General features: G+C 64.7%; 22 protein-coding genes. 13 read left to right on the top strand and 9 right to left on the bottom strand.

What is annotated here, in order from left to right; genetic code table 11:
- Positions 1 to 44 precede the first annotated feature (44 nt).
- The 3 genes from FZF13_RS12125 to FZF13_RS12115 all read right to left on the bottom strand — a co-directional run bounded on the left by FZF13_RS12125 (position 45) and on the right by FZF13_RS12115 (position 6,282).
- Positions 45 to 3,383, bottom strand: coding sequence for a helicase-related protein (locus FZF13_RS12125; protein ID WP_024922888.1), 3,339 nt, complete (start codon positions 3,381 to 3,383; stop codon positions 45 to 47).
- A gap of 851 nt (positions 3,384 to 4,234) precedes the next feature.
- Positions 4,235 to 4,960: an acetoacetyl-CoA reductase gene (gene phbB, locus FZF13_RS12120; protein WP_024922889.1), complete on the bottom strand. Its 726-nt coding sequence runs from the start codon at positions 4,958 to 4,960 to the stop codon at positions 4,235 to 4,237.
- Between the two features lie 137 nt (positions 4,961 to 5,097).
- Positions 5,098 to 6,282, bottom strand: coding sequence for an acetyl-CoA C-acetyltransferase (locus tag FZF13_RS12115; protein WP_024922890.1), 1,185 nt, complete (start codon positions 6,280 to 6,282; stop codon positions 5,098 to 5,100).
- 279 nt (positions 6,283 to 6,561) lie between these two features.
- On the opposite strand from FZF13_RS12115, the gene phaR reads away from it, so the two are divergent.
- Positions 6,562 to 7,188, top strand: coding sequence for a polyhydroxyalkanoate synthesis repressor PhaR (phaR, locus tag FZF13_RS12110; RefSeq protein ID WP_024922891.1), 627 nt, complete (start codon positions 6,562 to 6,564; stop codon positions 7,186 to 7,188).
- Between the two features lie 279 nt (positions 7,189 to 7,467).
- Here the strand turns inward: phaR and FZF13_RS12105 are convergent, their stop codons facing one another.
- Positions 7,468 to 8,982 carry a malonate--CoA ligase gene (locus tag FZF13_RS12105; protein ID WP_024922892.1) on the bottom strand — a complete coding sequence of 505 codons (1,515 nt, stop codon included), beginning with the start codon at positions 8,980 to 8,982 and terminating at the stop codon, positions 7,468 to 7,470.
- 151 nt (positions 8,983 to 9,133) lie between these two features.
- Between FZF13_RS12105 and FZF13_RS12100 the strand changes: the two genes are divergently transcribed.
- Positions 9,134 to 10,201 (top strand): dipeptidase, encoded by a 1,068-nt coding sequence (locus FZF13_RS12100; RefSeq protein WP_024922893.1) that lies wholly within the window; start codon positions 9,134 to 9,136, stop codon positions 10,199 to 10,201.
- A gap of 230 nt (positions 10,202 to 10,431) precedes the next feature.
- On the opposite strand, the gene FZF13_RS12095 is transcribed toward FZF13_RS12100, so the two are convergent.
- Complete coding sequence (locus tag FZF13_RS12095; protein WP_024922894.1) at positions 10,432 to 10,671, bottom strand: hypothetical protein; 240 nt, start codon at positions 10,669 to 10,671, stop codon at positions 10,432 to 10,434.
- 229 nt (positions 10,672 to 10,900) lie between these two features.
- Here FZF13_RS12095 and FZF13_RS12090 point away from each other — a divergent pair, with 229 nt between their 5' ends.
- The 9 genes from FZF13_RS12090 to FZF13_RS12050 all read left to right on the top strand — a co-directional run bounded on the left by FZF13_RS12090 (position 10,901) and on the right by FZF13_RS12050 (position 19,968).
- Positions 10,901 to 11,716 (top strand): class I SAM-dependent methyltransferase, encoded by an 816-nt coding sequence (locus tag FZF13_RS12090; protein ID WP_024922895.1) that lies wholly within the window; start codon positions 10,901 to 10,903, stop codon positions 11,714 to 11,716.
- A 6-nt stretch (positions 11,717 to 11,722) separates the two neighbouring features.
- Complete coding sequence (betI, locus tag FZF13_RS12085) at positions 11,723 to 12,442, top strand: transcriptional regulator BetI (RefSeq protein WP_024922896.1); 720 nt, start codon at positions 11,723 to 11,725, stop codon at positions 12,440 to 12,442.
- A gap of 43 nt (positions 12,443 to 12,485) precedes the next feature.
- Complete coding sequence (locus tag FZF13_RS12080) at positions 12,486 to 13,568, top strand: ABC transporter substrate-binding protein (RefSeq protein WP_024922897.1); 1,083 nt, start codon at positions 12,486 to 12,488, stop codon at positions 13,566 to 13,568.
- Positions 13,569 to 13,573: 5 nt separating this feature from the next.
- The gene (locus FZF13_RS12075) at positions 13,574 to 14,866 is read left to right on the top strand and encodes a flavin monoamine oxidase family protein (RefSeq protein ID WP_051504825.1); all 1,293 of its coding nucleotides are present in this window, start codon (positions 13,574 to 13,576) and stop codon (positions 14,864 to 14,866) included.
- A gap of 91 nt (positions 14,867 to 14,957) precedes the next feature.
- Positions 14,958 to 16,511: a trimethylamine methyltransferase family protein gene (locus tag FZF13_RS12070; protein ID WP_024922899.1), complete on the top strand. Its 1,554-nt coding sequence runs from the start codon at positions 14,958 to 14,960 to the stop codon at positions 16,509 to 16,511.
- 158 nt (positions 16,512 to 16,669) lie between these two features.
- The gene (locus FZF13_RS12065) at positions 16,670 to 17,740 is read left to right on the top strand and encodes an extracellular solute-binding protein (RefSeq protein WP_024922900.1); all 1,071 of its coding nucleotides are present in this window, start codon (positions 16,670 to 16,672) and stop codon (positions 17,738 to 17,740) included.
- 284 nt (positions 17,741 to 18,024) lie between these two features.
- A complete protein-coding gene (locus FZF13_RS12060) occupies positions 18,025 to 18,774 on the top strand; it encodes a YebC/PmpR family DNA-binding transcriptional regulator (protein ID WP_024922901.1) in 750 nt (249 codons plus the stop codon).
- A gap of 94 nt (positions 18,775 to 18,868) precedes the next feature.
- Positions 18,869 to 19,678, top strand: a complete 810-nt coding sequence (locus FZF13_RS12055) for an RDD family protein (protein ID WP_161773067.1) — start codon at positions 18,869 to 18,871, stop codon at positions 19,676 to 19,678.
- Positions 19,679 to 19,683: 5 nt separating this feature from the next.
- Positions 19,684 to 19,968, top strand: a complete 285-nt coding sequence (locus FZF13_RS12050) for an Rdx family protein (RefSeq protein WP_036254060.1) — start codon at positions 19,684 to 19,686, stop codon at positions 19,966 to 19,968.
- 143 nt (positions 19,969 to 20,111) lie between these two features.
- Here FZF13_RS12050 and FZF13_RS12045 read toward each other — a convergent pair whose 3' ends face one another.
- Positions 20,112 to 20,591 (bottom strand): anthrone oxygenase family protein, encoded by a 480-nt coding sequence (locus FZF13_RS12045; RefSeq protein WP_024922904.1) that lies wholly within the window; start codon positions 20,589 to 20,591, stop codon positions 20,112 to 20,114.
- Between the two features lie 14 nt (positions 20,592 to 20,605).
- The gene (locus FZF13_RS12040; RefSeq protein ID WP_024922905.1) at positions 20,606 to 21,445 is read right to left on the bottom strand and encodes an NAD(P)H-binding protein; all 840 of its coding nucleotides are present in this window, start codon (positions 21,443 to 21,445) and stop codon (positions 20,606 to 20,608) included.
- Positions 21,446 to 21,573: 128 nt separating this feature from the next.
- Between FZF13_RS12040 and FZF13_RS12035 the strand changes: the two genes are divergently transcribed.
- Complete coding sequence (locus FZF13_RS12035) at positions 21,574 to 22,206, top strand: TetR/AcrR family transcriptional regulator (RefSeq protein WP_024922906.1); 633 nt, start codon at positions 21,574 to 21,576, stop codon at positions 22,204 to 22,206.
- Here the strand turns inward: FZF13_RS12035 and FZF13_RS12030 are convergent.
- Together FZF13_RS12030 and rpmE are read right to left on the bottom strand one after the other, a co-directional pair.
- Complete coding sequence (locus tag FZF13_RS12030) at positions 22,192 to 23,508, bottom strand: MFS transporter (protein ID WP_024922907.1); 1,317 nt, start codon at positions 23,506 to 23,508, stop codon at positions 22,192 to 22,194. The two genes, FZF13_RS12035 and FZF13_RS12030, sit on opposite strands and share 15 nt — an antisense overlap.
- A 176-nt stretch (positions 23,509 to 23,684) precedes the next feature.
- Positions 23,685 to 23,906, bottom strand: coding sequence for a 50S ribosomal protein L31 (gene rpmE, locus FZF13_RS12025; protein ID WP_024922908.1), 222 nt, complete (start codon positions 23,904 to 23,906; stop codon positions 23,685 to 23,687).
- A gap of 174 nt (positions 23,907 to 24,080) precedes the next feature.
- On the opposite strand from rpmE, the gene FZF13_RS12020 reads away from it, so the two are divergent.
- Positions 24,081 to 25,880, top strand: a complete 1,800-nt coding sequence (locus FZF13_RS12020) for an ABC transporter transmembrane domain-containing protein (RefSeq protein ID WP_024922909.1) — start codon at positions 24,081 to 24,083, stop codon at positions 25,878 to 25,880.
- Positions 25,881 to 25,884 lie beyond the last annotated feature (4 nt).

Below are 25,884 nucleotides of genomic sequence, written 5' to 3'. Positions count from 1 at the left end.
GTTCAAAACCCGAGGCGGCGCGCCGAAAGGCCTGGCCGCGACATCTACTTCTTCAACTGGTCGCGCAAGGCGGCCAGCTTGGCGAATGGCGAATCGGGATCGAAGCGCACCGGGCGCTCCTCGCGCGGCTTCGGCTGGAAAGCCGGCTTGCCGCCCTTGCCCTCCGGCCGGCGACCGTCGGGTTTGCCGCCCTTCCAGTCGCCGCGCCCCTCGCGCCGATCCTGGCGGTCGCCCTGCGGCTTGCCGCCGGGACGACCCGGGCGGCCGCCATCGCCATTGGCGCGCTCCTTGGAGCGGTCGCGGGAGAAGCGCTCGCGGCCATTGCCTTGCTCGGCGCCCTCGCGACCGCCCGGCTGGCGGTTCTGCTCGCCACCCGGCTGGTTGCCGCGATTGCCGCGCTGGTGGCGGTTGTCGCGCCGGTGTTCGAAACGCGCCTGCCGCCACAGAAGAATCGGCTTCGGCTCCTCTGCTTCTGCGGCAGTCGCGTCGGCCTTGCTCTCTTCGGCTTCCGGAGCAGCCGCGGCAGCTTCCGCCACGACGGGCTCGGCTTTCTCGGCTTCGCCAGCCGGCTCGGCCGTTTCCGCAGCCAACTCGACTTCATCGGTGACCGGCTCGGCTGTCTCGGCAACCTCAGCGACTGGCTCGGCCGTCTCCACGACAGCCTCGTCGCCAGCATCCGGCGCGTCGACCGTTTCTTCCGCCAAAGCGATCGGCTCGGAAACCTGTTCGGCCGGCTCCGCGCTGGCGGCTGCTTCGTCCGTCGCCTCGGCGGTGCTTTCGTCGGCGCTCGGCGCGGCCTCTTGCGCAGCGGCAGCATCGGCCGCCTGCCGTGCCGCCTTCGCGGCCGCGTCGGCCACCGCCTTGGCTTCCGCTGCCTCGCGCACGGCGGCGTCGAGCGCTTCGGTTTTCGCCTTCACCTCGGCCGCCGGCTTCGGCTCGGCGCGATAGCCGAGACCTTTGAGGATCTCTTCCATGTCGTCGGCGGTGGCGCCGAGGATCGACATCATCGGCGGCGTCACCATGAAGGCCTGGCCGTCATAGGCGCCGTCCGGACGCGGACCGAGGCCCGGCTTCCAGTTGGTCGCCGGCCGGATCAGGTCGGCCAGCCGCTCCAGAATGTCGACGCGCACCGCACGGCGGCCGAGATTGCGGTAGCCGGCAAGCCGGTAGAACGCCTTGTCGAACGCCTGGTCGATGACGACGGAGGTGCGGCCGGAAGCCAGCGCATGCACGACGTCGCCGAAGCCCGGCTTTTCCTTGCCGTCGTTCTTCAGTGCCCACAACAGCGTCACCAGGCCGGCGGGTGCCGGCTTGATCAACGACGGCACGAACACGTGGTAGGCGCCGAAGCGCACGCCGAGCCGGCGCAGCGCCGCGCGGCCTTCCTGGTCCAGCGTGCGCATCTCCTCGGCGATGTCGCGCCGGTTGATAAGGCCGAAATGCTCGACCAGCTGGAAGGCGATGCCGCGCGCGATACCGGTCAGCTGCTCGGCGTTCTTGAGGTCCACCAGCGGCTTCAGGAACTGCTCGATCTGGAAATTGACGAAGCGCTCGGCGCGCGCCGCCACCTTGTCGCGGGCCGGGCCGGTCAGTTGTTCGTCGGCCAGAAGCACCAGGCGCGGCTTCAGCGCGTCCTCGCCGGCCACCAGCGTGCCGATCGGCGCACCGATCCAGCGCAGCACGCCGTCGGAGCCAAGTGCGATGTCATTGTTGCCGGACGCGGCGAAGCGTTCGGCGCGCGCTTCGAATTCGGAAGCCAGCGCCTTTTGCGCGGCCGCGCGCACGGCCTTGGCGTCTTCGCCGCCGGCGCCCTGGTCCGCCGTGAAGCGGAACCCTTGCAATTCGCCGACATGATGGCCCTCGACGAGGACGGTTCCGGTAGGGCTGATTTCGGCTTCAGGCATGGTATTTTCTCTAAGGCGCCGCATGAGGACGGAAGTCCTGCGATCAACGAAGCGTTTCGTCAACCGCTCATGTAACGCGTCCGACAATCTGTCCTCGATTTCACGTGTCTTTTCTTGCCAGTGTGTCGGATCGGCAAGCCAACCTGGACGGTTGGATACAAAAGTCCACGTCCTGATCTGCGCGATGCGGTGCGAAAGCGTGTCGATGTCGCCCTCGGTCGTGTCGGCGCGGCGCACCTGTTCGGCCATGTAGGCTTCGTCGACATGGCCGCGCCTGGCGAGGTCCATATAAATGGAAGCGACGAGGTCGGCATGCTGGGCCGGCGCGATCTTGCGGTAGTCCGGCAGCGCGCAGGCTTCCCACAGAAGCGCCACGCGCTCGCGGCCCGTCGCCAGGCTGCGGATCTCGCCGTCCTTGGACAAAAATTCCAGCGCCTGCGCGTCCACCGCCGGCAGCGCGCGGGTCAGACCTTCCACCGGCGCATTGGTCTCGATCGAGCGCTTCAGCGCGTCGAGGCTGGCGTAGTCGAAGCTGGCGGTGCGCCATTGCAGCACCTTCACCGGCTCGAAGTCATGGCCTTCGATCTTCTGCACCAGGTCTTCGTCGAACGGATCGACCTGGCCGGTGACGCCGAACGTGCCGTCGCGCAGATGGCGGCCGGCGCGGCCGGCGATCTGGCCGAGCTCAGCGGCGGTGAGATTGCGGTACTGATAGCCGTCGAACTTGCGGTTCTGGGCGAAGGCGACGTGGTCGACATCGAGGTTGAGCCCCATGCCGATCGCGTCGGTGGCGATCAGATAGTCGACATCGCCTGACTGGTAGAGCGCCACCTGGGCGTTGCGGGTGCGGGGCGACAGCGCGCCGAGCACGACGGCGGCGCCGCCTTGCTGGCGGCGGATCAGCTCGGCGATGCCATAGACCTCGTCGGCCGAGAAGGCGACGATGGCCGAGCGCCGCGGCAGGCGGGTGAGCTTCTTCGAGCCGGCGTAGGCGAGATGCGACAGGCGCGGCCTGGTCACCACCGAAACGCCCCTGAGCAGCTTCTGCAGGATGCCGTGCATGGTGGCCGCACCCAGAAGCAGCGTCTCCTGCCGACCGCGCAGATTGAGGATGCGGTCGGTGAAGATATGGCCACGCTCGAGATCGCCAGCCAGCTGCACCTCGTCGATGGCGACGAAGGCGGCGTCGGTCTCGCGCGGCAGCGCCTCGACCGTATGCACGGAATATTTCGCCCCGGCCGGCTGGATCTTTTCCTCGCCGGTGACCAGCGCAACCTTGTGGGCGCCGATCTTCTCGCAGAGACGTGTGTAGACCTCGCGCGCCAGAAGGCGCAGCGGCAGGCCGATGATGCCGCTCTCATGCGCCACCATGCGCTCGATGGCGAGATGGGTCTTGCCGGTGTTGGTCGGGCCGAGCACCGCCGTGACGTCGCGGCCCGACAGGATCAACGGCTCATTCGATTTGGGATGGATGTTCATCAGCCCGGAAGCAGGGACCTTTTTCCCGTGATCGGCACCGGGCAAGCCCGGCGACTGGCGACACATAGGCATTCACGCGACGAAGCGAAAGCACAATGTTCGCAAAACCGTCGCAGCCGGGTTCGGCATGCCGGTTTTTGCACCGCGCCATTAACGTCCGGAACGAGTCTGGAACGAATCGGCGACGAATCACTGACTCGTGATGATTCATGTTTCGTTCACGGCTATATGTGGGACTGTGACCGGCCAATCGCACCACATGCTGAATCGGCTAACCGCCTCGCATGTCGGCCGCGGAACATCGCCGTTAACTTTTGCCGGCAAGCGAGCCCCGTCGCTATGCCGGCTAACCGGAGACAGGGAACAAGCACCTGAAATCGCACGTCTTTCTTAACGGCAATTAACCAATTTCGCGGTCGCGACAGCCATTTCCATTAACAATCCGCTCAAAGCCGGAACGAATCGGCGACGAATCAGCGATGGCGAAAGTTTCCCGGTTTGTTCACCCCAACATCTTGTGTTGTGCACAGCTTGTCCACCGACGATTCACAACTTGGCCGGGCGAATGTTCTTAAGCCTCCCGTCAGCCGTTAACTTTTGTGTGCCGGGATGGGACGGTGGCGCGCGTCTCCTTCTCCCCTTGAGGGAGAAGGTGGCCGAGCCGAAGGCGAGGTCGGATGAGGGGTGTTGGACGGAGCGCATCTCTGCAAAATGTGGGATCAAGTTGAACTGAGGCGTTCGTTTTGATGCGCCCCATTTCTTCCAGCACCCCTCATCCGCCTTCGCCATGGCGGCTGTGCCGCCAGGCTCAGGCACCTTCTCCCGTAAGGGGAGAAGGTAAAGCTCTACCCTCAGCTGAAATACTGCCCGCCATTGGCCGAGATGGTCGAGCCGGTGATGAAGCCCGCTTCCTCGGAGGCCAGGAAAACCACGCAGCGCGCGATTTCCTCCGGCTCGCCGAGCCGCCCGACCGGGATCTGCGGGATGATGCGCTCGTTGAGCACCTTCTCGTCGATCGCCTTGACCATTTCGGTGGCGATGTAGCCCGGGCAGATCACGTTGACGGTGATGCCGGCGCGCGCGCCCTCCTGGGCCAGCGCCTTGGTGAAGCCGATGTCGCCGGCCTTGGAGGCCGAATAGTTGGCCTGGCCGGCCTGGCCCTTCTGGCCGTTGATGGAGGAGATGGTGATGATGCGGCCGAACTTGCGGTCGCGCATGCCGCTCCACAGCGGATGCGACATGTTGAAGACGCCGGACAGATTGGTGTCGATCACCTCTTTCCACTGCTGCGGCGTCATCTTGTGGAACATGGCGTCGCGGGTGATGCCGGCATTGTTGACGAGCACCGAAACCGCGCCGAGATCGGCCTCCACCTGTTTGACGCCGGCGACGCAGGCGTCATAGTCGGCCACCGACCATTTGTAGGTCTTGATCCCGGTTTCAGCCGTGAACTTCGCCGCCGCCTCGTCGTTGCCGGCATAGTTCGCCGCGACGGTGTAGCCGGCATTCTTCAAGCCGATCGAGATCGCGGCGCCGATGCCGCGCGAGCCTCCGGTGACGAGTGCGACCTTTGTCATGCGTTTCCCCTTTTTGCTGCATCATTCAATGGCTGGTCCGTATGACGGACTTTTGAAACCGACCCTTATGCCGGGCCTTCACAAACAACCTTCACAGACAAAATGGGCGGCTCCTTGGCCGCCCGTCTTGTTTTCGATCAAAGTGCCTCGACGCACATGGCGACGCCCATGCCGCCGCCGATGCATAGGGTGGCGAGCCCCTTCTTGGCGCCCCGGCGCCGCATCTCGTAGACCAGCGTGTTGAAGATGCGCGCGCCCGACGCGCCGATGGGGTGGCCGATGGCGATCGCTCCGCCATTGACGTTGACGATGTCCGGGTTCCAGCCGAGGCCCTTGTTGACCGCGCAGGCCTGCGCGGCGAAGGCCTCGTTGGCCTCGACCAGATCGAGGTCCGACACTTTCCAGCCGGCCTTTTCCAGCGCGCGCTTCGACGCCGGGATCGGGCCGGTGCCCATCACCGACGGATCGACGCCGGCGGTCGCCCAGGAGGCGATGCGCACGAGCGGGGTGATGCCGCGGCGCACGGCTTCGGCTTCCGTCATCAAAAGCGCGCCGGCGGCGCCGTCATTGATGCCGGAGGCGTTGGCGGCGGTCACCGTGCCGTCCTTGTCGAAGGCCGGCTTCAGCTTGGTCATCGCGTCCATCGTTGCGCCGTGGCGGATATATTCGTCCTGGTCGACGATGGTGTCGCCCTTCTTACCCTTGATGGTGAAGGCGACGATCTCGTCCTTGAACCGGCCGGCCTTCTGCGCGGCCTCGGCCTTGTTCTGCGAGGCGAGCGCGAAAGCGTCCTGGTCGTCGCGGGTGATCTGGAACTGCTTGGCGACGTTCTCGGCGGTGATGCCCATGTGATAGCCGTTGAAGGCATCCCACAGCCCGTCCTTGATCATCGTGTCGATCATCTTGTAGTCGCCCATCTTCACGCCGGCGCGCAGGTGCTGGGCGTGCGCCGACAGCGACATCGATTCCTGGCCGCCGGCCACGATCACCTTGGCGTCGCCGGAGGTGATCTGCTGCATGCCGATGGCGATCGCCCTCAGGCCCGAGCCGCAGACCTGGTTGAGGCCCCAGGCGGTCGTCTCGATCGGCAGGCCGGCATTGATCGACGCCTGGCGCGCCGGGTTCTGGCCCTGCGCCGCGGTCAGCACCTGGCCGAGGATCACCTCGTCGACTTCCGCCGCCTCGACGCCGGCCCGCGACAGCAATTCGCGGATCACCACCGCGCCCAGATCATGGGCGGGTGTCGCGGCGAAAGCTCCGTTGAAGGAGCCGACGGCCGTGCGCGCGGCACTGGCGACGACGATGGCGTTGGAAGCGGACATATTGTTCTCCAGACTTCTATTTGAACGGTTTGCAAGCTTTGCGTTCGACTTTTCTTGCCGGTTCCAGCCCTTGAGTCAAACTGGAAATCGGCACCCACTGGGCGACCCGGCGGCTGCGTAAGTTATGCTGCGCAGCATATTGCAGCGCCGAAAGAACCCGCTAAGCTTCCGCACTGCACAAACCGCTTGGAATTATGACGGTTTTGCGCATATCCTCGACTTGGGAGCAATCGTTACCGGCCGCTTACGGGCCCGCCGGTATCCGCGGGAGGATGCTGTATGGCGGCGAAAAACGAACCGGTGGTCATCAAGAAATATGCCAACCGCCGGCTCTACAACACGGGCACCAGCACCTATGTGACGCTCGAGGACCTCGCCGAAATGGTGAAGAAGGGCGAGGACTTCACCGTGCAGGACGCCAAGACCGGCGACGACATCACCCACCCGGTTCTCACCCAGATCATCTTCGAGCTGGAGAACAAGGACGGGCAGAACATGCTGCCCATTCCGTTCCTGCGCCAGCTCATCGCCTTCTATGGCGACCAGATGCAGATGATCGTGCCGTCATTCCTCGAACAGTCGATGCTCGCCTTCTCCAAGGAGCAGGAGCGCTTCCGCGAACAGATGAAATCGTCGCTCGGCAAATCGCCGATGGACATGATGAAGTTGGCGACGCCGATGAAGGCGCTGGAGGAACAGACACGGCGCAACATGGAAATGTTCCAGAACGCCATGCGCATGTTCACGCCCTTCCCCGGGGCTGCGACGGGCGGTGCCTCGAGCACGGCCGCCGAGCCGGCCAGAGCCGAACCCGCCAAGGCGGAGCCGGCCGAAAAGACCGACGATCTGCAGGAACTGAAGGAACAGATCGCCGCCATGCAGCGCAAGCTGGACAAGCTTTCGTAGGTGACGAGACGGGGCAGGTTCGCGATTGCCATGTGGATGGCATGGCGCGAAGTTCTCGCTCCGTCATTCCGGGCAAGCGAGCAAAGCGAGCGCAGACCCGGAGCCTATTGAGCAGCGCGGCCGGGATCTAGGTTTGGGTCAGCCTTCGTGAAACGTGCAGCGTGGGTTCGGCGACGCGAATGTTCAAGGCGAGGACCCGGCCGCGCCCGACGGCTTGCGACCAATGGATCCCGGATAGCCTTCGCTGCGCTCCGGCTTCCGGGATGACGATTTTCCGATCTATCCTTTGAACGTCCCGGCGAACCGTTCGCGCAACAAATTCTTCTGCACCTTGCCCATCGTGTTGCGCGGCAATTCGTCGACCACGAAGATGCGGCGCGGCTGCTTGAAGCGGGCAAGCTTCGTCGACAATCCGGCAAGCAGGGTAGCCTCGTCCAGCGTCGTGCCCTTGCGCGCGGTGACGATGCCGACGACGCCCTCGCCGAGGTCGGGATGCGGCACGCCGACCACCGCCGATTCCTCGACGCCGGGTATCTCGTCCAGCAGAAGCTCGATTTCCTTCGGATAGATGTTGTAGCCGCCGGCGATGATCAGGTCCTTGGCGCGGCCGACGATGGTGACGTAGCCGTCAGCATCCTGCGTGGCGAGATCGCCGGTGATGAAATAGCCGTCGACCCGAAACTCCTGCGCGGTCTTTTCCGGCATGTTCCAGTAGCCCTTGAAGACATTGCGGCCCTTCACCTCGATGACGCCGATGCCGCCCGCAGCCACGGGCTTGCCGGTGTCCGGGTCGGCGATGCGGACGGAGACGCCCGGCAGCGGCTGGCCGACAGTGCCGGCGCGGCGCTCGCCCTCATAGGGGTTCGAGGTGTTCATGTTGGTCTCGGTCATGCCGTAGCGTTCGAGAATGCGTTTGCCCGTACGCGCCTCGAAGTCGCGGTGCGTCTCGGCAAGCAGCGGCGCGCTGCCGGAAACGAACAGGCGCATATGGGCGACAAGCTCGTGCGTCAGCCGGGGGTCGGCCAGCAACCTCGTATAGAAGGTGGGCACGCCCATCATCGTCGTCGCCACCGGCATGTTGGCGACAAGGTCGTCCAGGTCGAGGCCGGGCAGGAAGACCGCCGAGCCGCCGGCGAGCAAAATGACGTTGGTCGCCACGAACAAGCCGTGCGTGTGGAAGATCGGCAAGGCGTGCAACAGCACGTCGTCCTTGGTGAAACGCCACGTATCGACCAGCGCCTCGGCATTGGAGAGCAGATTGTCGTGCGTCAGCATCGCGCCCTTGGAGCGCCCGGTGGTGCCGGAGGTGTAGAGGAAGGCGGCGAGATCGTCCGGCCCACGTTCAGCCGGGGCGAAGGTCGCGGGCTTGCCTTGCGCCCTGTCCTTCAGCGTGCCGGACCCGTCGCCACTAAGCGTCATCAGCACAGCACCCGCTTTGTCGGCCACCGACCGCAGCGCCGCTTCGCTTGCACTGTCGCAGATCAGCAGTTTCGCGCCGGCATCGCTGACGAAATAGTCGACCTCGGCGGCCGTATAGGCGGTGTTCAGCGGCAGGAACACCGCGCCCATGCGCACCGCCGCCGCGTAGACGGCCAGCGCTTCCACCGATTTCCTGGCCTGCAGCGCCACGCGGTCGCCGGGCGTAATGCCGGCCTCGGCCATGGCATGGGCAAACCGCGCCGACAGCGCGAGGAAGCCGGCATAAGAAACCGTCGACCCGTCCTTCAGCCGCAGGAAGGTGGCCTCGCTCGCTTCATGCGGCTTGAACAGGGCATCGTAGAGCGTGTTGGCCAAGATGGTCTCCAGCGAAGCGAAACGGGTCGGGCCCTTGCAGCATGGCCGGGGTCCAGTGACAAGCGCAAGTCGCCTTCTGGCATTTGCCTGTCGCGGCGCCGCGCCCTAATTAGGGCGGGTCAGCTCCGCTTCCCAACATCGAAAGCCCATCATGACCGAGACCGACCTGATCCCCGTCTTCGACGGCCACAATGACACGCTGCTCAAGCTCTACCAGTCCGGCCAGTCCGATGTCGAAAAGCTGTTCATCGAAGGGTCGCCGGCCAGCTGGCACATCGACCTGCCGCGCGCCAGGAAGGGCGGCCTGATCGGCGGCATGTTCGCCATCTTCCCGCCGCCGCAGGAAGAGCGCAAGGCCAAGGACGACGGCGTCATCTCGTTGCCAAGCGACAACGAGCCGCTGCCGCCGGAACTGCCGCGTTCGGTCGCGCAGGAAAGCACGCTCGCCATGGCCTCGATCCTGCTCCGGCTCGAACGGGCCGGCGCCCTCGCCATCTGCCGCAGCGCCGCCGACATCCGCGCAGCGATGGCCAGGAACACGATGGCCGCGGTCTTCCACATCGAGGGCGTCGAGGCGATCGACACCGACCTCGTCATGCTCGACGTGCTGCACGCCGCCGGCCTGCGCTCGCTGGGCATCGTCTGGAGCCGCCCGAACGCCTTCGGTCATGGCGTGCCGTTCCGCTTCCCGTCCTCGCCCGACACCGGCGACGGGCTGACCGATGCCGGCAAGGCGCTGGTCAAGGCCTGCAACAGGCTGAAGATCATGATCGACCTGTCCCACCTCAACGAAAAAGGCTTCCGCGACGTCGCCAGGCTTTCCGATGCGCCGCTGGTCGCCACCCATTCCAACGTGCACGCGTTGTGTCCGCATTCGCGCAACCTGACCGAGTGGCAGCTCGGCGCCATCAAGGACAGCGACGGCATGGTCGGCCTGAACTACGCCACCGGCTTCCTGCGCGAGGACGGCCGCATGAATGCCGACACGCCGCTGGAGGTGATGGTGCGCCACATCGATGCGCTGTTGAAGGCGCTGGGCGAGGATCGCGTCGGCCTGGGTTCGGATTTCGACGGCGCCATGATCCCGGCCACCATCGGCGACGCCGCCGGCCTGCCCAGGCTCACCGACGCGCTGGCCAAGCACGGCTATGGCCGCGCCCTCATCGAAAAGATCGCCTACCGCAACTGGCTGCGCGTGCTGGAAAAGTCGATCGGGTGATGCGCCGCTTCCTTCTCCCCTTGTGGGAGAAGGTGGCCGAGCCCCGGCGGCAAAGCCGCCGCGGGCGAGGTCGGATGAGGGGTGCTGGAAGAAACGAGGCGCTTCAGAACCAGCGCCTCAATTCAACGACACCTCATCCTGCAAAGCTGCGCTCCGGCCAACACCCCTCATCCGTCTCGGCGCTACGCGCCGATCCACCTTCTCCCGCAAGGGGAGAAGGAAGACCCCCCTCAACCCATCCGCTCCAGCCACGCCTTGCCCACCTTACGATCGCGGATGATCGCCAGCGGGTCCTCGGCGTCGAGCCGGGAGCAGATGCGGTAGACTTCGAGCGTCTCGGCATCCATCTCGCCGCGCTTGTAGAAATACATCGCCGCCGCGTAGCGGGCGCGGCCCGACCAGGCTTCGCCGAGCGGCGTGTTGACCAGCGCCCATTGTTCCAGCGCCTCGGCGTCCTCGGCTTCCGTCATCAGATCCACCTCGCGAGCGCCCGCCCCACCGACCGGCGCCGGCATCATGCCAGAACGACACGGCGCTGCCGACTGCCGACTGCCGACTGCCGACTGCCGAAGATGCCACGGCCCGACCCGCCCTGTTCATATTGAATGAATGTTCAGCAAATTATCTTGCGTTTTCCCGCCGACGCGCTACGCTTTGTGGCATCGGAAACAGTCAGTCAGCACTTGGGGTCGATACCCGATGAGCAGGACGACGCATGCGGGCGCACCGGATGCCGGCCCGGAATATGACGATGCCGCGATCCGCTTCCTGGCCGCGCTCTGGGGCGAAGGTTATCTGTCGCCCGGCGGCCCCGACGAGGTCGACCGCATCGTCGAGGGCCTCGCCCTTGAGGGCAAGAGCCTGCTCGATATCGGCTGCGGCGCCGGCGGCATCACGCTGCACCTGCTTGTTAGGCATGGCTTGGCCAAGGTGACGGGTTTCGACGTGGAACTGCCGGTCGTAGAGGCGGCGCGCGGGCGGGCGAAGGCGGCTGAGATAAAAGGACGCGCCGTCTTCGTCCAGGCCCCGCCGGGCCCGCTGCCCTTCGCCGACGCCTCCTTCGACGTCGTCTTTTCCAAGGACGCGCTGCTGCATGTGCCCGACAAGGAGGCGCTGTTTGCCGAGATCTTCCGGGTGCTGAAGCCAGGCGGCGTCTTTGCCGCCAGCGACTGGCTGATCGGCCATGACGACGAGCCGTCCCCGGCGATGAAGAACTATGTCGCCGCCGAGGGCCTGTCCTTCGCCATGGCCTCGCCGATGCGTTATGCCGAGGCGATGCGCGAGGCCGGCTTCGTCGGCGTCGCCACCCGCGACCGCAACCCGTGGTATCGCGAGGTGGCGCGGGCGGAACTGGAACGCCTGAAAGGCCCGCTCTACGCGGTTGCCGCCAGGGCGGTCGGCGCCGCCTATGTCGACAAGAACATCCGCACCTGGGAGGCGATGCAGAAGGTGCTTGACTCGGGCGAGCACCGCCCCACTCATCTGCGCGGCTGGAAGCCCGGCGAGATTGGATAGCCGGGTATGCAGGAGACCGTTTCGCCGATGAAGACCATCGACCTGGAAGAACAACCCGCCGAGCCCGAGCAGCGGGGCGGGCCTGAAAAGCGCGGCCGCAAGGCCTCGAAGGAAGTGCGCCGGCTGCAGCTGATCGAGGCAACGATCGATTCGCTGGCCAAGCGCGGTTATGCCGACACCACCATGGCCGACGTCGCCGACGGCGCCGGCCTGTCGCGCGGCATCGTCAACTTCCATTTCGAGAGCAAGGAGAAGCTGCTCGTCGCCACGCTGCAGCATATGTACGACGAATATTCGGCGCATTGGCGCGCCGCCTACACCAAGGCCGGAGACGATCCGGCCGCCCAATTGCTGGCCCTGGTGGTGGCGGATTTCGACCGCGCCGTCTGCAACAAGCGCAAACTCGCCGCCTGGTGCGCCTTCTGGGGCGAGGCCAAGTCGCGCCCCACCTATCAGGCTTTGTCGGGCGCGCGCGACGCCGCCTACCAGAACCTGATGCAAGACCTCTGCGGCAAGCTCGGCCAGCAGGCAGGCTATGCCTACGAGCCGCAGGCGCTCGCGCTGTCGTTGAGCGCGCTTCTGGAAGGGCTTTGGCTGCGGTTGATGATGGGCGTCGAGGACGTGTCGCGGGAGACGGCGCTGACCTCGGCCAATGAATTCCTGCTCACCGCGTTCCCGAAACACTTCGCCCGCGCGGCGAGCGGAATCCGCCGTATGGCGACCTGACAACAACGAACGGGCGCCGGCCCGCAGCAAAAGGGGAATCCAGATGAAGACGAAAACCCGCTATTGGACGATGGCATTGGCGCTGGCAGGCGTTTTGGCGGCGGCGGCAACCACCGCCTCGCATTCCGCTGGCAGCGACCTGGTCGTCTTTGACTGGGCGGGTTACGAGCTGCCGGAATTCCATCCCAAATACACCGAGAAACAGGGCAGCGCCCCGACCTACGCCTTCTTCGGCGACGAGGACGAGGCGTTCGAGAAGCTGCGCTCCGGCTTCAAGTCCGACCTTGCCCATCCCTGTTCGCAAAGCGTGGTGAAATGGCGCGACGCCGGCCTGCTGCAGCCGCTCGACACCTCCAAGATCACCGCCTGGAAGGACCTGAACCCCGGCATCATGAAGATGAAGGACCTGGCCACCTCGGCCGACGGCACCGCCTGGTTCATGCCCTGGGACTGGGGCAACACCCAGCTCACCTATAATTCCGATAAGGTCGATGAAAAGGACGTTCAGTCGCTGAAGGCCTTCGCCGACCCCAAATTCAAGGGTCGCGTCTCGATCGGCGACAATGTCGACGACGCCTACGCGCTGGCCGCTCTCGTCATCGGGCTGAAGGACTGGACCCAGATGACCGACGACCAGTTCAAGCAGGCGTCGGACTTCCTGCGGCAAGTGCACAAGAATGTCCGGCTCTACTGGACCGACACCACCAACATCGTCCAGGCGCTGACCGGCAACGAGATCGACCTCGCCTGGGCCTGGAACGACGCCACCGCGCAGTCGGTGCTGGCCGGCGCCCCGATCAAGGCCAACCGTGACACCAAGGAAGGCATCTCCACCTGGGTCTGCGGCTATGTCAGGCTGAAGGACGCCCCCGGCAATGCCGACCAGGCTTATGATTTCCTCAACGCCATCAACGAGCCCGACGTCGCCAATGTGCTGGTCAAGAACTGGGGTTACGGTCAGGCCAATGCCAAGGGCATGGCGGCGGTCGACCCGGCCCTGCTCAAGGGCAAGGGTTACGACGATGTCGACAAATTCGTCGACAAGACGCTGTTCCAGTCGCCGATCCCGGCGGAACTCAAGCAGAAGATGATTGCCGAATTCGAGAAGATCAAAGCGGGGTATTGAACGGCATGATCCATGACGTGATCGTCATCGGGGCCGGCTTTGCCGGCCTTTCTGCTGCATTGGCCCTGCGCGACGCCGGCCTCGAAGTGCTGGTGCTGGAGGCGCGCCAGCGCGTCGGCGGTCGCGTCGAATCCCGGATCGATGGTCTCGGCGACCGCTACGACAGCGGCGGCCAGTTCCTGTGCGAGGACATGCCTCAGGTGATGGCGTTGGCATTCCGCCACGGCAAGACCCTGGTGCCGGCGCCCACCGACGGTGCCTTCACCCTGCAACCGTCCATGTCGGAGGAAGACGGCGAGGCGCTCTGGCTGGCCAGTTTCGCCATTCGCGAGCGCATGAACGCGATCGACCCCGCCGATCCGGCCATTCGCGACCTCAGCGTGGCGGACTGGCTGGCCCGCCAGCCGGACGCCGCCGATGCCAAGTCGGCTTTCCGGTCGACCATAGAGGGCCTGTGGTGCCAGCCGCTCGACGCCGTGCCCCTGTGGTACCTCGTCGACAATGACCGTCGCATCACCAACGAGGTCTCGGAGCTGCAATATTTTCCGGGCGAGACCATGCACCGGCTTGCCGAGGACCTCGCTGCCGGGCTCGGTGACCGCATCCGCCTGTCGACGCCGGTAACCGAAATCCGCCGCGAAGAGTCTGGCGTTGTTGTGGTGACGCCGGCCGGTCCGTTTCAGGCGCTACACGTCGTCGTCGCCGTGCCGCCCGTCACCGCCAGCCGCATCGCCTTTTCGCCGCCCTTGCCGGCGCAGCTCGCCGGGGCGCTCGGCGCCTGGCGCTGCGGCACGGTCATCAAGATGCGGCTTCGCTACGCCCGCGCCTTCTGGCGCGACGAGGGCCGCAACGGCATGGTGTTGTGGCGCGACATCCACGGGCTGTTCGCCTGCGACACCAGCCGCGACGACGGCCACACGATCCTGACCGTCTTCGCCGGCGGTCCGCTGGCCTTGCGGCTGCGCGCGCTCGGCGCCGACGGCATGCGCGCCGAGGTGCTGGACCGGCTGGTCGCGGCGCTCGGCACCGACGCCCGCGACGTGCTCGACTTTGCCGCCCGCGACTGGAGCGACGAGCCGTGGAGCGGTGGCGGCTACAGCGACAGCGTCGCCGATTTTTCCGCGCAGGATGCCGAAGCCGTACTTCGCGCCGGCGCGTCGCCGATCCATTTCGCCTGTTCGGAATTGTCGCTGTCTTTTCCCGGCTATGTCGAAGGCGCCATCGTCAGCGGGCGCCGGGCGGCGGAAGCGGTCTGCGATATGTTCGACCTGCCGGTCGGCCTCGACCCGCTAGGGTAAAACCTCGCGCCGACCTGGGCCCGAAAACGCGACCCGCCGGCGTCGTTTTTCCGGCGGAACCCGGTCCGCCAATACCGATATCGTCGCGGCCATGATCGACGCAGTGGTGACGGAGAGCCGCCGCGAAAGACGGCGCGTCAGGGGTGACGAAGCGGGGAACGCCGCGCGGCGCAAGCCCGACTACCGCACTCTGCGCAACCCCTTCCTGCCGCAGCCGGTGTTTTCCGAGGACCAGGTAGCCGCCATCCACGACACCGCGCTGCGCGTGCTGGAAGAGCTCGGCATCAAGGTGCTGCTGGCGGAAGCGCGCGAACTCTACCGTCGCGCCGGCGCCGTCGTCGATGAAGAGACGCAAATGGTGCGCATCGGCCGCGACATCGTCACGGCAGCCCTTGCCTCCGCGCCGAAGTCGATCCGGGCCTATGCCGGCGACCGATCGAGGGACCTTGTGCTGGAAACGGGCACGCTCAGTTTCCTGGCGGGCTCCGGCGCCCCCAACGTGACGAACCTCGACCGGGGCCGCCGCCCCGGCAACCTCGCCGATTTCGAGAATCTTGTCCGCATCGTCCAGAGCTTCGATGCCCTGCATATGATGGGCCCGTTCATCGAGGCCCAGGACGTCGACAACCGGTTCCGCCACTATGCGGTCAACCGGGCGCAGTTGACGCTTTCCGACAAGCTGCCCTTTGTCTTCGCGCGCGGCGCGCCGCAGGTTGAAGACTGTTTCGAGATGCTGCGCCTGGCGCGTGGCCTTTCCGACGACGACTTCCTGTCGAACGTTTACTGCTACACCGTCATCAACACCAATTCGCCCCGCATGCTCGACATTCCGATGGCGCAAGGCATCATCGACTTCGCGCGGGCCGGCCAGATGTCGGTCATCACGCCCTTCTGCCTGGCCGGTGCCATGGCGCCCATCACGGTTGCCGGCGCGCTCACGCTGCAGCATGCCGAGGCGCTGGCCGGGCTGGCGCTCGCCCAGATCAGCCGCGCCGGCGCGCCGGTGGTCTATGGCAGCTTCTCCTCCAATGTCGACATGAAGTCCGGTGCTCCGGCCTTCGGCACGCCCGAACATGTCAAGGCGACGCTCGGCTCCGGCCAGCTCGCGCGCTTCATCGGCCTGCCATGGCGTTCCGGCGGCGGCAGCGCCGCCAATGTTTCCGACGCGCAGGCCGCGCACGAAACCCAGTTCTCGCTGTGGGGCACGGTGCTGGCGGGAGCCACGATGTGCATCCACGCCGCCGGCTGGCTGGAAGGCGGCCTGAGCGTTTCCTTCGAAAAGCTGGTCACCGACATCGAGGCGCTGCAGACCATCGCCGAACTCTGCGCCGCCGTCCCGGGCGATGCCGACGCGATCGGCTTCGATGCCATCGCCGAGGTGCAGCCGGGCGGACATTTCTTCGCCGCGCGGCACACCATGACGCGCTATCGCACCGCCTTCTACGAACCGCTGGTCGCCGATCTCTCCAATTTCGGCTCGTGGACCGAGGCAGGCTCGCGCACGGCGACGGAGCGCGCCAACACCGTCTGGAAACGAACGCTCGCTGAATTCGAGCCTCCGGCCTCCACCGCCGGCCGCGCCGAGGTCCTCGACGCCTTCATCGCGAAGCGAACCGGGCAAGGCGGCGCTGAACCGGTCTCGTGAGCGGGCGCGCCAATCGGCGGTCGGTCCCGGCCCGCAGCCGGGGTCCTTCAACTTCCGCCCTGGTCCCCAGGCAGGGTAAGGCGGCTGCCCTCGTCAAGGCGAGAAATTTCTCCTAACCTCGATCGACATGCCGTTTTGCGATCGGGAGCTCTCGCGCCATGGCCTTTACGTTTCGCCCTATCCTCTTAGCCGCAACACTCGCCAGCGCTGCCGCCGGAACCGCGGCCTTCGCCGCTGGCGGCGACCTCGTCGTGTTCGACTGGTCGGGTTATGAGGACCCGCTGCTGCACCCCGACTACGCCGCCAAATACAGCGCCGAACCGAGCTTCTCCTTCTTCGGCGACGAGGACGAGGCCTTCGAGAAGCTGCGCGCCGGCTTCAAGGCCGATGTCGGCCACCCCTGCGCCCAGAGCGTGGTGAAATGGCGTGACGCCGGCCTGCTGCAGCCGCTCGACACATCCAGGATCACCGGCTGGAAGGACATCAACCCCGGGCTGATGAAGATGAAGGACCTCGTCACCAGCGGCGACGGCAAGGCATGGCTGATGCCGTTCGACTGGGGCACGTCCTCGCTGATCTACCGCACCGACAAGGTGACGCCCGAGGACGCGAAGTCGCTGCGCATCTTCGCCGACCCGAAATTCCAGGGCCGCGTCACCATCGGCGACAATGTCGACGACGCCTTCGCGCTGGCCAGCCTCGTCATCGGGCTGAAGGACTGGACCAAGATGACCGACGCCCAGTTCAAGGAAGCCGCTGACTTCCTGCGCCAGGTGCACAAGAACGTCCGCTTCTACTGGACCGACGACACCTCCATCAACCAGGCCTTCACCGGCAGCGAGATCGACCTCGCCTGGGGCTGGGCCGAAACCTATGTCACGCTGAAGGGCCAGGGCGTGCCGCTGGAGATGAACCGCGACACCAGGGAAGGCCTGTCGACCTGGGTGTGCGGTTATACGCTGCTGAAAGACGCCGCCCATGTCGACGAGGCCTACGACTTCTTCAACGCCGTCAACGCGCCGAATGTGTCGAGCCACATCGTCACCACCTTCGGCTACGGTCATGGCAACGCCGCTGGCATGGCCTCGGTCGACAAGAAGCTGCTTGCCGACCGGGGTTTCGACAACCTCGACGCCTTCCTCGACAAGACCCTCTTCCAGCAGCCGCTGCCGGCGGAGCTGAAACAGCGCATGGTCGCCGAGTTCGAGAAAATCAAAGCCGGTTATTGAGGCCGATCGTTCGCGAAAAGAAGCCTATTATTCGCGATCCCGAGGGGCAGTGAATAAAAACCGGGCGCGAAAAGCCGCCTGTTTCGCGCAGGTCCTTGATCCGAAAGCGCCAAATTTTTTCACTCGCGGCCGCTATCCCGACTTCTGTTCACTTTGGCATGGGTATCAGGCCTTGCGCGCAAGGCGCGGCCTCGGCATCTCGGCGGTCGTATCTGGACGTGTTGAGCCGATTTATTTATAAGCCGCCCATCTCAACACAGCCGCGAACAGACCGTAGGGGTGCCATGGCCGGCCATTCACAGTTTAAAAACATCATGCATCGCAAGGGCCGCCAGGACGCGGTCCGCTCGAAGATCTTCTCCAAGCTCGCCCGCGAAATCACCGTCGCCGCCAAGCAGGGGATGCCCGACCCGGCGATGAACCCGCGTCTGCGTCTGGCCATCCAGAACGCCAAGGCCGAGTCGATGCCGAAGGACAACATCCAGCGCGCCATCAACAAGGCTTCCGGCGGCGACGCCGAGAACTACGAGGAAGTGCGCTACGAAGGCTATGGCCCGGGTGGCGTCGCGCTGATCGTCGAGGCGCTGACCGACAACCGCAACCGCTCCGCCTCCAATGTGCGCGCGGCCTTCACCAAGGCCGGCGGCGCCATGGGCGAAACCGGCTCGGTCTCCTTCATGTGGGATCGCATCGGCGAAATCGTCTATCCGGCCAAGGCCGGCAACGCCGACAAGGTGATGGAAGCGGCGATCGACGCCGGTGCCGACGATGTCGAGACCGACGAGGAAGGCCACACCATCTACTGCGCCTTCGAAAATCTCGGCGAAGTCTCCAAAGCGCTCGAAGGCGCGCTCGGCGAGGCGGAATCGGTCAAGGCGATCTGGAAGCCGCAGAACAACATCCCGGTCGACGAAGAACGCGCGCAGTCGCTGATGAAGCTGGTGGCGACGCTGGAAGACGACGACGACGTCCAGAACGTCTACGCCAATTTCGAGGTCGACGACGCAACGCTGGCCAAGCTCAGCGCGGCTTAGTCGCCAACTACCGCCCGACCCACTGGACGGAAACTAGGCGTCGCTGCCAAACTGTCCCCTTGTTTGCAATATGATTTGCATGCGGGGGGATGAGATGGCTGATGATGGCGGCGCCAGCCGTGATCCAACTTGGTTTGATGAAGCGCTGAATTGGCCTGGTCGCCCGGGCCTATGGCGCAGGCTGGCAGCCCTATCTATTGACTATATAGTTGTTTTTGTTATATTTTTTCCACTTACATCTCTTGCTCATTATTTGACTGACGGTGGGGTGAAAAGCACGTTCTCGCTTCGCTGGAATCTCTGCCAAGCGGCGACCCTGAACCATTCAAGCGACCCGTCACTTAGTCGCTATAGTTGGAATGTATGCAGAACATCCATTTTCGGTCTGAAAATAGCCGAATCGGCAGTCGGAACTGCGCCCGACCAGCAAGCGGGTGAGCCTTCCTCCATCTCGCTAGATCTCGATTCAAAAGGCAACTTTCGACCGGCAGCCCTGGACCTCGGCTTCCTCGAACCGCTTGTCCTCGCCCTCTATTTCTTTGTTTTGGAGCGGAAATCTGGACAGTCGATTGGCAAACGAAGCATGGCAATCAAGGTACACGACCAGTATGACAAACATCGCACCGGATTGTCGGTGCAAACGTCTGCTCGTCGGCAAACAATGAAGTTCCTCGGATTCGCACCGATGGCGCTCCTTGGAGGTTGGTATGCCCTTCAGGCTTGGGGCGATGTCCCGGGAACGATTCAGCAAATTTCCAATCTGGAAATAGTGATCGCGCTCGTCGTTTCTGCGATCGCTCTGGTTTGGCCGATCTGGATAATGATATCCACTGCACTCGGCGACGATCCAATCCACGATCGGGTTGCAAGCACGACAGTTCGCCTGTTTGAGATTGAGACCTGACTGAGATGGACAAGCCCCGCATCGTCATCACCTATTGCACGCAGTGCCAGTGGCTGTTGCGCGCCGGCTGGATGGCGCAAGAGCTTTTGTCCACTTTTGCTACTGACCTCGGCGAGGTCGTGCTGGTTCCGGGCACCGGTGGCATCTTCACCATCCAGTGCAACGACACACTCATCTGGGACCGCAAGCGCGATGGCGGCTTTCCCGATGCCGCCAGGCTGAAGCAGCTGGTGCGCGATGTGATCGACCCCGAGCGCGACCTCGGTCATTCCGACCGCAACAAGGCGTAGCACTTCGAGTGCGACCAGTCGGTTCGAATGCGGGGCGCGGCCCTTGCTGCGGGTTCCGCCGGCTTGGTCCCGATCGTCGGCGAAAAAAAATCCGCCGCCTGGATCAGAGGCGGCGGATTTTTCCTGGCAGACTGCCAGATGGCTTACATCAACGCCGCGATGAAGGCGGCCAGGGCGCCGGTGCAGGCAAAGGCGCGCACATGGTTCCAGAACACCCAGCGGTCGAGATGGACCGCCCAAAGCTGGGCGGCCGCCTGACTGTCTGGCGCAGTCGCCGCCAGCGCATCGTTCATCGGTACGTTGACGACTATGGTGACGATGATGTTGCCGATGATGTAAAGCGCCGCACCCGCCACCACCCAACCGGGCCGCGCGACGCCCCAGCCGAGCAGAGCCGCCAGCACCAGGAACAGCGCCAGCAGTGCCGTGCCCATGAAGATGGACAGGAACAGCGGGTTCTGGATGACCGTGTTGATGGTGTTCATGACCAGCACGCCCTGGGGCACCGGTACCTGCGCCAGCGAGGGCATCACCGAATTGGAATAGGCGAAAAACAGCCCCGCCATGAGGCCGCTGCCGAGCGCGGCAATGAAGGTGACGATAACGACGATCGGAGCAAACATTTTTCCCTCCCTCCTCAACGGTTCAGGTTCCACACGCCGGCGGCGGTGGTTTCAGCGGTATAGATTGAAAAGTCCTTCGGCGCGCGGCCGATTGCACGCTGCACACCGTCGGTGAGCGAGGCGTTGCGGCCGTCGAGCACTTCGGTGAACAGCTCGTTGACCAGCCAGATCAGGTCGGCCGGCACGCCATGTTCGGCCATGGCGGCATTGTAGGCATCCTGCGGCACGCGCACGAAGCGGATGTCGCGGCCGCTTGCCCCGGCGATTTCGGCGACCGCCTCCGGGAAAGAGATGAGACGCGGGCCGGTCAATTCATAGACCTCGCCCAGATGGCCGTCTTCGCTCAGCACCGCGGCCGCCACATCGGCGATATCGTCGGCATCGATGAACGGCTCCTTCACCTCGCCGACCGGCAAGACAACTTCGCCAGCCAGGACCGGCTCGAACAGGAAGCTCTCGGAGAAGTTCTGCGCGAACCAGGCACAGCGCAGGATCGTCCAGTCGGCGCCCGATGCCTGCACCAGTTCCTCGGCGCGCTGCGCTTCCGGCTCGCCGCGGCCGGAAAGCAGCACCAGCCGGCGCACGCCGTGGCTTACCGCCAGCCGGGCGAATTCGTCGACCGCTTCCGCGGCGCCCGGCACGGCGAGATCGGGATAATAGCTGATGTAGACGGCGCCAACGCCTTCGAGGGCGCCGGCCCAGCCTGCCTTGTCGGTCCAGTCGAAGGCCGGGCTTCCCGAGCGCGAGCCGATGCGGACCGGAATGTTCCTGGCTTCCAGCCTTTCAGCCAGCCTGCGGCCGGTCTTGCCGGTACCGCCAAGGATCAGGACCGGCTTGGATGTTGTGTTGGTCATTGTTTCTCTCCTCGTTGCAAAACATGAGCAATCCTCACGTTTGCAAAATGTGATAAATCCTCATATTCTGTGAGTCAAGCAGGAATTTTTCGGGACGCCCGCCCGGAACGCCTTTTGAGGATCCATTGATGGAAAGCGCATCGACCGTCGCACAGGACGCTCCCGGCCCGCGCCGCGAGCCCAGCCAGAAGCGCAGCCGCGAACGAGTGGAACGCATGCTGGGCGTCGCTTCGGCGCTGATTGCGGAAAAGGGCAGCGACGCGCTGCGCATGGGCGAGGTGGCCGAGAGAGCCGGCGTGTCGATCGGCTCGCTCTACCAGTTCTTTCCCGACAAGAGCGCCATCATCCGGGCGCTGGCCGACCGCTACCAGAAGGAAAGCGAAGCCTGCATCGCCGAAGCGCTGGCAAGTGTCGACGATATGAAAAGCCTGGAACGGGCCTTCTCCGAACTGGTCGATACCTATTACGACATTTTCCTGGCCGAACCGGTGATGCGCGACATCTGGTCCGGCACGCAGGCCGACAAGGCGTTGCGCGAACTCGAACTCGCCTGCAGCCGCGCCAATGCCGGCTTGCTGCTCGCTGTGCTCAGGCGCCTGCGCCCCAACGAAGATCCGGCCGCGCTCGAAAGCTCGGCCTTCCTTATCTGGCAACTTGGCGAAGCGGCGATGCGGCTCGCGGTCTCGGTCGACCGCGAGGAGGGCGACAGGCTGGTCGCCACCTACAAGCGCATGGCGCTTGGTGAACTAGCGCGCCGCTGAGACCGCGCCTTCGTCCATCGCCGACGCGTGCTTGGTGTCGCGCATGGAGACATAGACCAGCAGCGAAACGAAGATCACCCCGGCAAGGTAGTAGTAGAACCATTGCTCGTGGCCATGCTGCTTGAACCACAGCGCGATGACCGGCGCGGTGCCGCCGAAGATCGAAACCGTCAGCGCATAGGGCACGCCGACGCCGGTGGCACGCACGGCGGTCGGGAACAATTCTGCCTTCACCACCGCATTGATCGACGTGTAGCCGGCGGTGAAGATCCAGGCGCTGCAGATCAGCAGGAAGGCGACGAACGGCGATTTGGTCGACGCCAGCAGCGTCAGGATCGGCACGGTGAGCAGCGTGCCGGCGACACCGAAGAAGACCAGCAGCGGCTTGCGCCCGATCCGGTCGGAGATCAGCCCGTAGATCGGCTGCAGGATCGACGCGAAAATCAGCGATCCGGCGATCACATAGGTGGTGGTGAGATCCGCCAGGCCGACCGTCTGCTTGACGAAGGTCTGCATATAGGTGGTGAAGGTATAGAAGGCGGCCGTACCGCCCGCCGTGAGACCGACGACGATGGCAACCTCGCGTGGGTATTTCACCAGGCCACGCAGCGCGCCTTCGCGCTTCTGCGCCGCCGTGGTGGCAACGAATGCCTCGGTCTCGTGCAACTGCCGGCGCATGATTGCCGAGACGATGGCCAGCAGCGCGCCGATGACGAAGGGAATGCGCCAGCCCCAGGCAACCAGCTGCTCATGCGTCAGGAACACGTTCTGAAGAAGCAGCAGCACCAGGATGGCGCAGAGCTGCCCGCCGATCAGCGTCACATACTGGAAGCTGGAATAGAAGCCGCGATGGTTGGGATCGGCGACCTCGCTGAGATAGGTGGCGCTGGCGCCGTATTCGCCGCCGAGGCTGAGACCTTCGATAACGCGGGCGAGCGCAAGCAGCACAGGCGCGGCAAAACCGATCGTGGCATAGGTCGGCGTAAACGCGATGATGAGCGAGCCGAAACACATCATCAGCACCGAAATGGTCAATGACAGCCGGCGCCCGTAGCGGTCGGCGAGGTGGCCAAAAAACCAGCCGCCGACAGGCCGCACGATGAAGCCGGCGGCAAACAATGTCGCCGCATTCAATTGCTGGACGACGGGATCTTCCGACGGGAAGAAGGCCGGCGCGAAATAAAGCGCGAAGGCCGTATAGGCATAGAAGTCATACCATTCGACCAGATTACCGATCGAACCGATGAAGATGGCCTTGATCCGACGCCGGGCGTCGTCGAAATGGAGAGCGGTGTCCGTCACATGTCCTCCCTGCCCCCGGCAGGAAGATCGGACACTTCGTGATACGATGCAACTCGAAGCTGTCCGAATGTCGAGTACCGCACGGGATAACAAGGTGGAGGAGCTTGCCGGGCATCTTTCGGCAATAAAAAACCCGCCTCGAAGGCGGGTTTTTTGTGTTCGCTGTCGCGTCCGGCTTAGATGCCGAGATTGGCGAACTTGTTCTTGAACTTCGACAGACGGCCGCCGCGATCGAGCAGGGTCTGCTGGCCGCCGGTCCAGGCCGGATGCGTGGAGGGATCGATGTCGAGGTTCATCGTGTCGCCTTCCTTGCCCCAAGTCGAACGGGTCTGGTACTCGGTGCCATTGGTCATGACGACCTTGATGGTGTGGTAGTCGGGATGGATGTCAGCCTTCATCGCTCTTGTCCTGGCTAGGTGGGACGGCGGCCCTGCGGCGATGCGCCCCTTTTTAAAACTCGAAGCCGCAGCTATTGAGGAGCCACGGCTTCAAAAACGGTCGGCGTGCCTATACAACAGGCGAAATTGAATCACAAGGCCGCGCCGGAGCCAATTCGGACAGGAACCCGGACGATGGCGGACCCTCTCAGCGCAGACGAGCGCAGACGCTCGCTCAAGCCGCTTCAGCGCGTATTCCCCTACATCGCCCGCTATCGCGGTCTGGTCGTGGGTGCAGGCATCTCGCTGACCCTGGCCGCCGTGACGACGCTGGCGCTGCCGCTGGCCGTGCGCCGCATGATCGACAACGGCTTTTCCACCTCCGATTCCGTCTTCATCGCCAGCTACTTCGGCATGCTGATGATCATGGCGGCCGTGCTCGCGCTGGCTTCCGCCGGCCGCTACTACTTCGTCATTACGCTGGGCGAACGGGTTGTCGCCGATATCCGCCGCGACGTCTTTTCCCATGTCACCACGCTGTCGCCCGCCTTCTTCGACACGGCGCAGTCGGGCGAGATTATTTCTCGACTTGCCGCAGACACCACGCAGGTGAAATCCGCTGTCGGCGCCACCGCTTCCGTGGCGCTGCGCAACGTCATCCTCGGCCTCGGAGCGCTGGCGATGATGGTGGTGACCAGCCCGAAACTCTCCGGCCTCGTCATTGCCGCCATTCCCATCATCGTGCTGCCATTGGTCGCCTTCGGCCGCTCGGTGCGCCGCCGGTCCAGGCAGGCGCAGGACACGCTGGCAAACGCCACCGCCTATGCAAGCGAGCAGATCGGCGCCGTGCGCACGCTGCAGGCCTTCACCAATGAAGGCCTGGTCACCAACCGTTTCGCCGCCGCCGTCGAAGGCGCCTTCGCCGCCGCCCGCGCCTCGGTGCTTGCCCGCGCCCTGCTCACCTTCTTCGCCATCTTCATGGTGTTTTCCTCGGTCGTCGCCGTTTTGTGGTTCGGCTCGCGCGACGTGCTGTCGGGTACGCTGTCGCCCGGCACGCTCGGCCAGTTCCTGCTCTATTCGGTGTTCGCCGCCGGCGCGCTCGGCGCGCTCTCGGAAGTCTGGGGCGAACTGTCACAGGCCGCCGGCGCCGCCGAACGGCTGACCGAGATCCTGGCCGAGAAGCCGGGCATCGAGGCGCCGGCACGGCCGAAGCCGCTGCCGACGACGACCAAGGGCGCAATCGAGTTCGACAATGTCTCCTTCTCCTATCCGGCAAGGCCGGACCGTGCCGCCGTGCACGGCCTTGCCTTCAAGGTGAAGCCTGGCGAGACGGTCGCCATCGTCGGCCCGTCCGGAGCCGGCAAGAGCACGGTGTTTTCGCTGATCCTGCGTTTCTACGACCCTGAAACCGGCACCGTGAAGATCGATGGCCTCGATCTCACCGAAGCCGATCCGCTGGCCGTGCGTCAGCGCATCGCCATCGTGCCGCAGGATGTCACCATCTTCGCCGCCAGCGCGCGCGACAACATCGCCTTCGGGCGGCCCGGTGCTTCGAACGCCGAGATCGAGGCGGCGGCCAAGGCGGCACTCGCCGATGAATTCATCCTCAAATTACAGAATGGCTACGACACGCCTGTCGGCGAACGCGGCGTCACCCTTTCCGGCGGGCAACGCCAGCGCATGGCGATCGCCCGCGCCATCCTACGCGACGCGCCGATCCTGCTGCTGGACGAGGCGACCTCGGCACTCGACGCCGAAAGCGAGACCCTGGTGCAGGAGGCGCTCGAACACCTGATGCGCGGCCGTACCACGCTGGTCATCGCCCACCGGCTGGCGACGGTGCTGAAGGCCGATCGCATCCTCGTCATGGACAATGGCCGCATCGTCGAGGAAGGCACCCACAAGAGCCTTGTCGCCAAGGGCGGCATCTACGCCAAGCTCGCCAAGCTGCAATTCGAGACGGGCGCCAGCGCTTTTATGGGTGCGGCGGAGTAACGTA

The organism is Mesorhizobium terrae, from assembly GCF_008727715.1.
GTDB lineage: Bacteria > Pseudomonadota > Alphaproteobacteria > Rhizobiales > Rhizobiaceae > Mesorhizobium > Mesorhizobium terrae.
This window is presented reverse-complemented; position numbering and strand designations above follow the sequence as displayed.